The sequence below is a fragment of the Edaphobacter aggregans DSM 19364 genome (assembly GCF_000745965.1).
GTDB classification, from domain to species: domain Bacteria; phylum Acidobacteriota; class Terriglobia; order Terriglobales; family Acidobacteriaceae; genus Edaphobacter; species Edaphobacter aggregans.
The window spans coordinates 190,981-203,575 of the sequence record NZ_JQKI01000002.1 but is presented as its reverse complement, the minus strand read 5'-3'; the positions used below and the strand labels follow the sequence as shown (position 1 = coordinate 203,575).

General features: G+C 59.9%; 9 protein-coding genes and 1 tRNA gene. 4 read left to right on the top strand and 6 right to left on the bottom strand.

Annotation, left to right across the window (positions count from 1 at the left end):
* Nucleotides 1–243: 243 nt before the first annotated feature.
* A complete protein-coding gene (locus tag Q363_RS37760; RefSeq protein WP_084079932.1) occupies nucleotides 244–1,989 on the top strand; it encodes a malectin domain-containing carbohydrate-binding protein in 1,746 nt (581 codons plus the stop codon).
* A gap of 446 nt (nucleotides 1,990–2,435) precedes the next feature.
* On the opposite strand, the gene Q363_RS03615 is transcribed toward Q363_RS37760, so the two are convergent.
* From Q363_RS03615 to Q363_RS03600, 4 genes are all read right to left on the bottom strand, one after another.
* A tRNA-Ala gene (locus Q363_RS03615) sits at nucleotides 2,436–2,511 on the bottom strand.
* A gap of 106 nt (nucleotides 2,512–2,617) precedes the next feature.
* Nucleotides 2,618–2,866 (bottom strand): hypothetical protein, encoded by a 249-nt coding sequence (locus Q363_RS03610; protein ID WP_035347935.1) that lies wholly within the window; start codon nucleotides 2,864–2,866, stop codon nucleotides 2,618–2,620.
* A complete protein-coding gene (gene fbp, locus Q363_RS03605) occupies nucleotides 2,863–3,879 on the bottom strand; it encodes a class 1 fructose-bisphosphatase (protein WP_035347934.1) in 1,017 nt (338 codons plus the stop codon). Before fbp ends, Q363_RS03610 begins: the two co-directional genes overlap by 4 nt.
* 77 nt (nucleotides 3,880–3,956) lie before the next feature.
* Complete coding sequence (locus Q363_RS03600) at nucleotides 3,957–5,078, bottom strand: purine-nucleoside phosphorylase (RefSeq protein WP_051978308.1); 1,122 nt, start codon at nucleotides 5,076–5,078, stop codon at nucleotides 3,957–3,959.
* Between the two features lie 207 nt (nucleotides 5,079–5,285).
* On the opposite strand from Q363_RS03600, the gene Q363_RS03595 reads away from it, so the two are divergent.
* Both Q363_RS03595 and Q363_RS03590 read left to right on the top strand, forming a co-directional pair.
* On the top strand, nucleotides 5,286–6,614 hold the full coding sequence (locus Q363_RS03595) for a M24 family metallopeptidase (RefSeq protein WP_035347933.1): 1,329 nt from the start codon (nucleotides 5,286–5,288) through the stop codon (nucleotides 6,612–6,614).
* 363 nt (nucleotides 6,615–6,977) lie between these two features.
* Nucleotides 6,978–9,038 carry a M13 family metallopeptidase gene (locus Q363_RS03590; protein ID WP_051978307.1) on the top strand — a complete coding sequence of 687 codons (2,061 nt, stop codon included), beginning with the start codon at nucleotides 6,978–6,980 and terminating at the stop codon, nucleotides 9,036–9,038.
* A gap of 84 nt (nucleotides 9,039–9,122) precedes the next feature.
* Here the strand turns inward: Q363_RS03590 and Q363_RS03585 are convergent, their stop codons facing one another.
* Nucleotides 9,123–10,196, bottom strand: a complete 1,074-nt coding sequence (locus tag Q363_RS03585; RefSeq protein WP_157466504.1) for a ScyD/ScyE family protein — start codon at nucleotides 10,194–10,196, stop codon at nucleotides 9,123–9,125.
* A gap of 21 nt (nucleotides 10,197–10,217) precedes the next feature.
* On the opposite strand from Q363_RS03585, the gene Q363_RS40060 reads away from it, so the two are divergent.
* On the top strand, nucleotides 10,218–10,544 hold the full coding sequence (locus tag Q363_RS40060) for a hypothetical protein (RefSeq protein ID WP_157466503.1): 327 nt from the start codon (nucleotides 10,218–10,220) through the stop codon (nucleotides 10,542–10,544).
* Between the two features lie 90 nt (nucleotides 10,545–10,634).
* Here the strand turns inward: Q363_RS40060 and Q363_RS03575 are convergent, their stop codons facing one another.
* Nucleotides 10,635–12,590 carry a CocE/NonD family hydrolase gene (locus Q363_RS03575; protein ID WP_035347931.1) on the bottom strand — a complete coding sequence of 652 codons (1,956 nt, stop codon included), beginning with the start codon at nucleotides 12,588–12,590 and terminating at the stop codon, nucleotides 10,635–10,637.
* Nucleotides 12,591–12,595 lie beyond the last annotated feature (5 nt).

The window sequence follows — 12,595 nt, the reverse complement described above, 5'->3', positions numbered from 1 at the left end:
TGCTCTGCAAACCAGGCATCTGTTCCCCCACCTTAACCGTTTTCCCCTCGGTCATCTAGGCTAAGACTGTTAGGTGCGGTAAGTTCTTTATTTTCACTCACACTTAACTTGTTACATGACGTCCTTCGGGAGGCTACAAGACCATCATGTGCTGTTATGTGCAAATGTCCGCGTCTGGGACGGTAAATCTAAGTCCTATAATTAAACCTGTAACAGTTTACGCGGCGATAGGAGTACTGCCTTATGGGCGGTGAGGGAAGAGGTACGGGTACCCTGGATACAGGGCTCACAGAAGAGCGCGCTGCTCTGGCTTCAGTGCTAGACTCATCGACTTTCAAGAAGAGTCCGAATCTAACCAGGTTTCTATCCTACATTTGCGAACGATACTTTCGCGGAGACGCCCAAAAACTGAAGGAATATTCAATTGCAGTCGACGTATTTGGACGTCCCGACTCATTCACGCCCGCCGAGGATTCGATTGTTCGTGTCGAGGCCCATCGCCTTCGCAAGAAACTGCGCAGTTTCTATAGCGGTGAGGGGATCGACGAACCTTTTGAAATCTGTATCGCCACAGGACAATATGTACCGCGATTCGTTCCTCGGACCCGAGTAACGGCCAGCCCAGAGAATGCTGACGAGCCGGCCGAGACCGCGATCGTGACAAAGCCCATCGAACAAAGCGAGCGTGAAGCAAATCAGGTGCCGACAGAAGTTCCTCTTACGGAAGTGCCGGTCACTGTGCATAGCCATCAAGTAGCAGAATCTCGAGCGGCGACGGCTAAACCACAATCACCCCGGTCTATGATGGCGCGCTGGATCGCCGCAATATCCTTGTCCGCAGCTTTCCTTTTGCTCTGCGGCCTGACTGTCCTGCATCGGTCCGAGCGTGCGATAGCGGTATCTCGAGGAACGTCTGAGAATACGCTTGATTCTTTGGCGCCCAGCACCACGCCTGAGGTTCGCATTCGATGCGGCTATTCCAAGGAATCCTACCGTGATTACAAAGGCAATCTCTGGCTCGGCGATCGCTATTTTTCCGGAGGATATCCGATCCAGCTCTCCAACCAGTACATCGCCGGAACACGCGATCAGCAGCTTTATCTCACCACGCGTTCGGGAACGTTTTCATACAGCATTCCCGTGCCTCCGGGTACGTATGAACTTCATCTCCACTTCTCCGAAACGACCTACAGTTCAGCCAGCACCTTAGGCGGAGGTGAGAATAGCCGCGTCTTCAATGTCCTTTTGAATGGGGAGCCGTTGCTGAATGAATTTGACATCGTTTCGGATGCCGGATCAGGAACCGCGGATGTGCGCGTCTTTCGGGACGTGCACCCCGATGCAACCGGTCATGTGCGCCTCGATTTCAATGGCCTGATATCGCAGCCTACGTTGAATGCGATTGAACTGCTGCCCGGTATTCCGGGACGCATCCGTCCCATTCACTTCGTGGCGCATAACGAATTCTTCACCGACTCATCAGGGCAGATTTGGGAGCCAGACAACTACTTCATCGGTGGTGTTCTCGCGTCGGATAAGGTGCAAGTCATGGATACAGACGACCCTGGTCTATATTTCACGCAACGCTATGGAAATTTCACATATGCAATTCCAGTAGACCGTGGCACATACACCGTACGGCTCTATTTTGCTGAAGCCTACTTCGGCACTGCGATGTCGGGAACCGACGGGCCGGGACATCGTGTCTTTGATATCTTCTCTAACGGCGTTGCATTAGCAAGAAACGTAGACATTGCGAAGGAGGCTGGTGTCGCCCACGCCCTGGTGAAGACTTTTCACGGGTTGACGCCCAATCCTCAGGGCAAGCTGGTCCTTTCATTCCATCCAGATCGGAACTACGCTGTAGTCAATGCCATCAGTGTTGAGCAGGAGAACACTGATCGACAAAGCGGGCGAAGGTCTGTTGGAATCGATGGCCTGTTGAATAGCGCAATTGAAAAAATTGCTCCGAGCGGATCGATGCGGTAAATCCAAGGTTTGTCCGAGGAGCTTCTCGCCTTTACCTGCAGGAGCGCTTCTTTCGATGACTCCGTGGGTCGCGCAAGAGTGCAAACGGGATCTGGCGTCGTAACGTCGTCCCGGCGATAGAGGCAGCAGGTATCAACAAGCCAAAGCTAGGATGGGCACACACTTCGCAGAAGCTATGCTTCCCTTCTGCTTTCCAGCGGCGTGAGTCTACGGGTGAGTATGGAGTTAATGCGTCATTCCACACCGGAGATGACATTAGCTACGTACGCACAGACTGTAGGCGATGAAAAACGAGAGGCAGGAGAGAAGATCGCATCTCTTGTACTGGCGAAGAAGGAGAATGCAGCATAGTGGACCCAAATTGGCCCCACGCTGCTTATTTCCCTCTTTCTCTCTCCAAAAACTCTTATTGAACCTAGATTCCACAAGTAAGTCATTGATTTCTTTGGTGGAGCTGAGCGGGATCGAACCGCTGACCTCCTCGTTGCGAACGAGGCGCTCTCCCAGCTGAGCTACAGCCCCCCACCCGACACCGGCGCGCTCCACTCTCGCAGGCACATCCACAGCGTCGAACGACTCCTCTCTGAGTGTATCAGGAAGCCCCTTCCCGCTCAAACGGAATCGGTCCTCACTCCAAGCTGCCGATCACCGCGGTCCCTGCCATCAGCGGCTTGTCCACCTGGTGCCAGATTCCATCAACATCCTCCACCGCACCCAGCACCAGCACCACCAGCCGCGCTCCACTCCGCGCCACCGCCTCCAGCGTCCCCGCATCCCCCGCACGAAACTCCGTCCGATCCAGCAGCACCTGCCAACGCTGCCGTCCCGCAATCTTTCTCTCCTCGCGAATATCCACCACCACCGCCGAAAAGCTCACGAGACCGCAGCCCCCGAAAGCGTCGCCGTCAGCGCCTCCATCTCGCGCCTGCTCCCCACGCACAGCGGAGTCCGCTGATGAATCCCCTCCGGCCGTATGTCGAGAATGCGTCCCGCCCCATTCGTCGCCACCCCGCCCGCCTGCTCTGCGATAAACGCCAGCGGATTCGCCTCATACAGTAGTCGCAGTTTGCCCTTCGGCTGCTTCGCTGTCGGAGGATAAAGAAACACTCCGCCCTTCAGCAGCGTGCGATGAAAGTCCGCCACCAGGCTCCCGATATACCGCGAGCTATACGCCTTCCCCAGCCCGCCATCCCGCAGCATCGCCAAATAGCTGCGATACTCCTGAGGCCAACCCGCCGCATTCGCCTCGTTGGTTGAGTAGTAACTTCCCTGCTCCGGCATCTGCATCCGCTCGTGGCTCAGCACAAACGCGCCGATCTTCGGGTCCAGGGTGAACCCGTGCACGCCGTTGCCCGTCGTGTACACCAGCACCGTCGAAGGCCCATACACCACATAACCAGCCGCCACCTGCCGGAACCCCTGCTGCAGAATCGACTCCTCCAGCGTCCCCAGCTCTGCCGGCATCCTTCGCAGCACGCTGAAGATCGTCCCCACATTCACATTCACGTCGATGTTGCTCGACCCATCCAGCGGATCGAAGACGATGATGTACCTTCCCGTCTCCGCATCGCGATTGAACGTCACCGGCTGCTCGTCCTCCTCGCTCACCAGCGCCGCCACGCTGTCGCGCAGCCCCAGGCAGTGCAGCAGCGCCTGGTTCGCATACACATCCAGCTTCTGCTGCTGCTCGCCCTGCACGTTCTCCGCGCCCGCAGCGCCCAGCACATCGCTCAGACCCGCCGAGCGAATCTTCGCCTCGATCATCTTCGTCGCCAGCGTGATCCCGCTCAGCAGCCAGCTGAACGTTCCCGACGCCTCGCAACCCGTCGACCTCAGCAGCTCCTGCTGCTGCTGCAAGATATGCTGCTGCACCGTCGTAATCATCGCCATCGCGCGTCACCTTTGCAAAGAAGTCCCAATCTCGACCCTATCACTCCGCGCAAACATCCATCCACAGCGAACGCCGATCACCGCACAGCTACTTCGCCGACCTCACCGCCGGTGCCTCGCCCGCCACAATCGCCTTCGCCACCCTGCCCCCCACCACATACGCCCGCCTCCAGCGAGGCCTCATAGCCCGTAAACCCTGCATGCTTCTCGCTGTTCGCGCTCTGCTCCGCCGTCATCCCCTCCGGCTGCCGGTCGAAGTTGCTCGCCGTCCGCAGCAGCAGCGCGCGATTCCAATCCGCGCGTCCCGCCTTCGTCAGCGCATACAGCGCCACCATCGCACCCGAATCGTTCATCGACGTCGTCCCCATGCGCGCCCGCCCATCCGTCTCGTACACCACCCACCGATGCGCCCACTCGTCCATCTTCGCGCCGTGCCAGAACGTCTCCGTCGCAATATTCGCCCCCACGCTCACCACCGGAGCCGCCTGCGCCTTCGCAAACCCCTTGTACTTCGCTCCCGAAGTCCGCGTCGCCTCCGTCTGCGGCAGCTTCATCTCCTTTGTCATCCCGTACGCCCACTGGAGCAACACAGGATTCATCTGCACCACCGTGCCGCGCCAGTTGATCTGTGCCTCATCCTTCGGCCACGTCCGCACGTCCTCCGCCGACTCCGCTGCCACCCGCGGCTGCTCCTCCGGCCTGCTCTTGTCGATCGCGTAGTACCCATCCCTCCAATCCGCCGGCATCTCCCGCGGATCGATGAAGTGAAGCAGATCGCCGTTCACCACATAGTCCGTCCAAAACGCTGACCCCAGCGCCCCATCCTCCGGCGAAACCCCCGCAATCCCGTTGATCAGCCAGTAGCTCTCTCGCAGATCAAATCGCTTGTCGAACCCCAGCGCCATCAGGTTCGCCGCCGGACGAATCTGCCCCGGGCCCACCACCGCCAGAATCTCCGACCCATCCGCCTTCACCCGCACCGCATGCGTCATCCCCGGCACGTCGATCACGCGATCCAGATGATCCCGCTCCACCCAAAGCTGCGCCTCGCCCGGCCGATCGCCCGTATCCTTACCCACCTCAAAGTAAGCAACGATCACCACCTTCGGACGAATCACATCCTGCTGCTGCGCCGCTGCGCAACAACCCACGCTGGCCGCAAACCCCGCGGTCAGAGCAACCACTCGCAATCTCACCATGTTCGGTAGCCTACGGCAACAATCTCAAAAAACGTGTCATCCACTGAAAAGATGTGTCATTGCGAATCGACCTGAGCGAAGACTGGGGCAAACTACCCTAGCCATACCCTCCCAAACTCTGTCATCCTGAGCGGAGCGAAGCGAAGTCAAAGAACCTGCATTTCGCCTTTTCCCAGCATTCGCCACCGCATTCGTTACAATCCGCACATGCCATCCAGACGAAGCTTTCTCCTGGCCGCCTCCGCTGCAGCCGCAGCCCCGTCTCTCCATCTCCAGGCCCAGCGCCCCTCCGCCTCTCTGCCCTCCGACCTCAAACTCCCACCCGCCATCGCCGCCCTCAAAGACCGCCGCAGCGAAGCCGTTCCCATCACCCTCGAAGAACGCGAGCACCGCGTCGAGCGCGCCCGCGCACTCCTCTCCAGCAACAAACTCGACGCCCTCGTCATCTGCACCGGAACCTCGCTGACCTACTTCACCGGCCTCCGCTGGGGGCAGTCCGAGCGCTTCTTCGCCTGGGTCCTCCCCGTCAAGGGCGCGCCCTTCGTCGTTTGCCCCGTCTTCGAAGAGGGCCGCGTCCGCGAGCGCATGGAGGCAAAGCCTCCAACCCTTCCCGAAGCATCAGTCACGAAGGTCTACACCTGGAACGAGGACGAAAGCCCCTACACCCTCCTCGCCAAAGCCCTCAAAGACGCCGGCATCTCCACCGGCAAGATCGGTAGCGCCGGCGGCAGAATCGGTATAGAGGAGCGCACCCAGTTTGCCTTCGCCGACGGCATCGCTCACGCCAGCCCCACCCTCACCGCCGTCAGCGCAACCCCCGTCACTTATGGCTGCCGCGCCGTCAAATCCCCGGCGGAACTAGCCCTCATGCGCCTAGCCAACGACAACACCCTCAACGTCTACGAGGCCGCCTGGAAGTCCCTCGAGCCTGGCATGACCAACCGCCAGGTCTCCCAGTTCATCGCCGCCGCCTATCAGCGCACCGGCTTCCCCGGCGACGCCTCCTGCCAGGTCGGCGAGTACTCCGCCCTGCCCCACGGCTCCCTCCAGCCTCAGGTCATCAAAGAGGGCCAGATCATCCTCCTCGACGACGGCTGCACCGTCGAAGGCTACCAGTCCGACATCTCCCGCTCCTTCGTCCTCGGCAAGGCCACCGACAAGCAGAAGCAGGTCTTCGACATCGTCCACAAAGCCCAGTCCGCCGCCCTCGCCGCTGGCCGCGCCGGAGCACCCTGTCACGCCGTCGACGATGCCGCCCGCAAAGTCATCACCGACGCCGGCTACGGCCCCGACTACAAACACTTCACCCACCGCCTCGGCCACGGCATCGGCATGGACGGCCACGAGTGGCCCTACCTCGTCCGCGGCAACAACACCATCCTCGAGCCCGGCATGACCTTCTCCGACGAGCCCGGAATCTACATCGTCGGCGAGTTCGGCATCCGCCTCGAAGACGACTGGGTCTCCACTCCCAACGGAGGCGACATGTTCACCCCCCAAAGCCCCTCCCTCGAACAACCCTTCGCCAAAGGCTGAAAAGTGGAAGGTGCTCGCACCCTCTCGCGAGCACCTGCACACCACCCGCATCAAAAGATGACGCATCATTCCGAGCGAAGTACGAAGCACAAAAGAGTGAAGTGTCCTCCGAGCGAAGCGCGCAGTCGAGAAACCCCGCATTTTGCCTGTGCCGCCCACCGCTCGCCCCTAAAACACGTGTCATCCTGAGCGGAGTGCGCAGCGCGTAGTCGAAGGATCTGCGGTTCAACCCATCACCCCCCTCGTCACACCCCACCCCCCCACTCATCACCAAACCCTCCTCCACCGCACCCCCTTCATGTACCCTCATACTCTGCGTTAAACAAAAGCGGCCCAGCCGCACCAAAAATCAACGGAGCACCTATGCCCTTCCGCAAGACCCTCTTCACCCTATTCCTCACCCTCCCGATCCTCTTCACACACGCCGAAGACACCCGCACCACCCCAGCCACCCACGGCATCGCCGTCACCTCCATCGACACCTCCGTCCGCCCCGGCGACGACTTCTACCACTACGCCAACGGCTCCTGGATCAACCGCACCCAGCTCCCCGCCGACCGCGCCTCCCTCGGCGCCTTCAACCTCCTCGTCGACCGCTCCAACAAGCGCGTAGCCGCCATCATCGAGCAGGCCGCGCAATCCAACGCCGCCCCCAACACCGACGCCCGCCGCATCGCCGATCTCTACCGTTCCTACATGAACGAGCAGGCCATCGAAGATCACGGCCTCACCCCCATCAAGCCTCTCCTCGACGAAATCGCCGCCGTCCACACCCAGAAAGAGCTAGCCCACGCCCTCGGCCTCTCCCTTCGCGCCGACGTCGACGCCCTCAACAACACCAACTTCCACACCGCTAACATCTTTGGCCTCTGGGTCGCCCCCGGCTTCAACGACCCCGACCACTACGCCGCCTACCTCCTCCAAGGTGGCATCCAGCTCCCCAACCGCGACTACTACCTCACCGACTCGCCACACATGAAGGACATCCGCGAGAAATACCAGGCCCACATTGCGAAGATCTTCGAGCTAGCCGGCATCCCCGACGGCCCTGACCGTGCCGCCCGAGTCCTAGCCCTCGAGCACGCCATCGCCGAAAACCAGCTCTCCCTCGCCGAATCCGAGGACATCCACAAGGCCAACAACGTCTGGACCCCCGCCGACTTCTCCACCAAGGCCCCCGGCCTCGACTGGCCCGAGTTCTTCCGCGCCGCCGGCCTCGACAACCAGCAGTCCTTCATCGTCTGGCAGCCCACCGCCTTCACCGGCGAATCCGCACTCGTAAAATCCGAGTCCATCGACGCCTGGAAGGACCTCCTCGCCTTCCACCTCCTCGAGGCCTACGGTGGCACACTCCCCAAATCCATCGCCGACGAGCGCTTCGCCTTCAACGGCACCGTCCTCCAGGGAGTCACTCAGATGCGCCCGCGCGACATCCGGGGCGTCACCCTCGTCAACGGCATCCTCGGCGACGCCGTAGGCCAGATCTACGCGAAGCAGTACTTCACCCCCGAGTCCAAGGCCCAGGTCGAAGCCCTCGTCGCCAACCTCAAGGCAGCCTTCAAGACCCGCCTCCAGACCATCACCTGGATGGCTCCTTCCACCAAGAAAGAGGCCATCACCAAGCTCGACGCCCTCCAGGTCTCCGTCGGCTACCCCGAGCACTGGCGCTCCTACGCTAGCTTAGTGGTCAAGCCCGACGATCTCGTCGGCAACGTCTACCGCAGCGATCTCTTCGACTACCACTACGAGGTCGCCCGCATCGGCACCCCCACCGACCGCAAAGAGTGGACCATGGAGCCGCAGACCGTCAACGCAGTCAACCTGCCCCTCCACAACGCCCTCAACTTCCCCGCCGCCATCCTCGAGCCGCCCTTCTTCGATCCCAAGGCTCCCGCCGCCGCCAACTACGGAGCCATCGGCACCGTCATCGGCCACGAAGTCTCCCACACGTTCGACTCCGAGGGAGCCGCCTTCGACGACCGCGGCCGCGTCCGAAACTGGTGGACCCCCGAGGACTTCGCCCACTTCCAAAAAGCCACCGACGCCCTCGCCGCCCAGTACGACACCTACCACCCCTTCCCCGACGTCGCCGTCAACGGCCGCCAGACACTCTCTGAAAACATCGCCGATGTAGCCGGAGTCTCCGCCGCATTCGATGCCTATCACGCCTCACTCAAAGGCAAGCCCGCTCCCGTCGTCGGCAACCTCAGCGGCGACCAGCAATTCTTCCTCGCCTACGCCCAGAACTGGGGCTCCAAGGTCCGCGACAACACCCTCCGCCAGCAGGTCCTCACCGACCCCCACGCCCCCGGCATGTACCGCGCCGCCACCGTCCGCAACATCGAAGGCTGGTACACCGCCTTCAACATCAAACCCACCGACAAACTCTATCTAGCCCCCAACGACCGCGTCCGCATCTGGTAATCGCACACCCGGAAGAAACTCATCATCGTGAGCGAAGGGGTCCACGTCTTATCGTGGACCCCGTAGTCGAAGCAAGCCCTCTTGCTACGGCACTACGATCTTCACAACTTGCCCCAGGCCAATCGGTGGCGGACCGAACCCCACGTTGGACACATAAAGGTTCCCATCTGGCCCGAACGTCATCGCCGTAGGCAAGGACAGTCCCGACGCGATCTCTTGCACATCCCCGTTATGCTCGATACGCAGCACCTTTCCCGTACCTGGCGTAGGGTTTGGATTGCCCGTGGTGTTTTCCAGCACATACAGCCTGTGCTGATGATCGAAGGCAAGTCCGAGGATGGTCGTAAACCCGGTAGCAAACGTCTTCAGTTGACCAGAAGGTGTAATCTTCAGGATCTTCGATGATCCTTCCTGAATGGGAAAGGTGTTCAGGTTTCCAACAAAGAAGTTGCCGTCATAGGCAACCGCTGTAGGGACAATATGTCCCTGCGTCGCGGAAATGTCCACAATGCGGCGGATCTGGCCATCGGTGCTGATCATGTCCAGTTCGCCGTGATTTGGTTCTACCGCATACAACGCACCACGGACCGCGACCATGCTGAACCACGTACCGTCGGGCTCGAAGTCATCAGGTTCGGGATTCTCGACCGGGTGCGTCTTTTGGAAGGCCGACAGATCGGCAATCATCGTCGTGGTGCCATCTGCATTCACGCGAAGCACGGTGTTATCCGTACCGGCAAGGCCATGGGAGCAGCCCGCCCCCGCCAAAATCGCGTACAGCGTGTCGCCAATGAAAGCTACATCCGCAACACCGCTCACCAAACTGCCCGTCGCCAGAGAAGTCTGGCTTGAAGGCAAAAGATCCGCGACGGTTGTGCGTGTCCCGTCCGGGCTGATCTTGGAAATCCGAGCTGTAAATCCGCCGGTATATGGGCCAACCATTGGAACCTGGTCGCACAATCCGACACTCGATAAGCCACCACCTGCGCCGCCTTCTGCGACATACAGGTTCCCGTCCGGGCCAAACTGCAGTCCGCGAGGGTTGTTTAGACCTTCGGCAAACACCGACACGTTTGCCGACTGCGACCATGCTGCGCACGACAGCATTAACACCATCACCGCACAGCAGATCCTTACCATTCTGTAATAGGGGTTCATCGCAGCGCTCCTTCATGCAGAGTGAAAAAACAAGCCGAGGGGCCCGCCAATCGTGGGTTTCGCCTCGCAAAAGCGGATGCGGCGACGAACGGACTGGAACTCTACGCCCCCGACTTCGGGCCGGTCAACCTCGGAAAATGCCTCAATTCCTGTCAAGACCCAGACCCCACAGACTCCATCCCAAAATCCACCCAACACCAACAAACCAAACAACTTCCACCCCAAAAAATAAATCCTCAAAAAGCGCCGATCTATTCCACCCAATTCCCTAAAATAGAAATAGATAGAAAAAGGCCGGAGGGAAACCCTCCGGCTTATCTCTTTTATAATCAATATTTTGACCCATAAACCCAATCAATCCAATATTTTACGCGCCCAAATTTACATAAACCACTGAATCAAAAGATTTTACGAAAATCAGGGGGGGGAGGGGTACCCCTACGGCTGAGGCAGCACCAGCACCTCAACCCCGCTAGCCGCGTCCGCACTCCGATACACGCTCTCGGTAGCCTTCACAAACTGCTCCGGCTTCGCCAGCGGAATATCGACAAACGTCTGCGGATTGCGGTCCACCAGCGGGAACCACGAGCTCTGCACCTGCACCATAATGCGGTGCCCTGCGCGGAACGTGTGGTTCACATCCGGCATCTCGCCGTTCAGCGTAACCATCTTGCCGGGCACTAACGCCGTAGGCTTCTCCCAGCTATCGCGGAACTTCGCCCGCATCGGCTCGCCGCGAACAAGCTGCTCATACCCTCCCATCACCACGGGAGCAGCGCCCACAATCCGCTTGTTGCCCGCATCCGTGCCCTGAGACAGCGGATAGTCGTACGGATAAACATCGATCATCTTCACCACAAAGTCCGAGTCCGTCCCCGTCGAAGCAATCTTCAGCTTCGGCTTCACCGGCCCGGCAATCGTCAGATCCTCGGTCAACGGCTCCGAAACATACACCAGCACATCCGGCCGAGTCGCCGCGAACCTCTGATCATCCGCCATATACCGCTGCGGAACCGTGTCCGTCGGATACCCGACGAACGGAACCGGATGCGCCGGATCGCTCACATACTCATCAACGCCCGTCTTCTCTGAAGGCGCATCGAAGCTCAGCTTGCCGTCCGCATGAAAATAAAGCGTCTTCGCCGCCGCCTGCTTCGGAGGCCACGCCTCATACGTCTTCCAGACATTCGTCCCCGTCTCGAAGACATAAGCCTTCGGCAGCGGACCAATGCGGTTGCCGCTCTTATCAACGCCAACGCCCTTCAGGTAGAACTCGAAGAACGGGAGCTCGATCTTCTCCCTGTAAAACAGCGAGGTCTTCGCATTGAACGTCACATCGCCCAGCCGATCACCGTCCGTCCGCGCCCAGCCGCCATGCGTCCATGGCCCGATCACCAGCGTATTCACCGCGCCCGGATTGTATTGATCGATCGCATGAAACGTCTTGAACGGCCCCGAAAGGTCCTCGGCATCGAACCATCCGCCGACCACCATCACGGCCGTATGAACGCCCTTCATGTGCCGCGACAGATCGCGCTTTCGCCAGTAGTCGTCGTACGTCGTATGCATCACCTGGTCGTGAAACAGCCAGTTCTCGCCGTTCAGATACTCCTTACCCTTGTCGAGATCCGTCGTCGGCCCCGCAGCCAGCAGCGTCGCGTACGTATCCGGATTCTCCGAGTTCGAAACACCACGCGGCGATGGAGCAGACGGAATCAGTGGATTCTTCTGTGGCCTGAAGCTGCGATAGAAACCATAGTTCGCCCCCAGCATGAACGCGCCGCCGTGATAGCCGTCATCGTTGAAGAACAGGTCCGTCATCGGAGCCTGCGGACTCGCCGCCTTGATCGCCGGATGCGAATCGATAATGCTCGCCGACGTGTAGAAGCCCGGATAGCTGATGCCCGTAATCCCGACCTTGCCGTTGTTGTTCGGCACGTTCTTCAGCAGGAACTCGACCGTGTCGTACATATCGCTCGACTCATCCACATCCTTCGGCCCCTTCTTGTCGACGATATGCGGATTCATCTCCTGAAACACGCCCTCGCTCGCATAGCGTCCGCGAGCGTCCTCGCATACAAAGATGTAACCCGACTCCATCAGTTCCGCGCTCGGCCCAACGCGCGGAGGAAACTTGTCCACGCCATAAGGCCCGCAGCTGTAAGGCGTCTTCGTCATCAGAAACGGATAAGGCCCCGCATCCTTGAACGCGCCCGCCTTCGGCACATACACCGCGGCGAACATCTTCGCCCCATCACGCATCGGAATCCGGTACTCAAACTTGGCATAGTGCGTTCTGACGAAATCGTCCGGAGCTGCAGCCGCCGGAGCCTGCGCCAAAGCCGCTATCCCGCTACACAAAAGTCCTGCAGCAACACAAAACCCTGCCTTCATTGAAC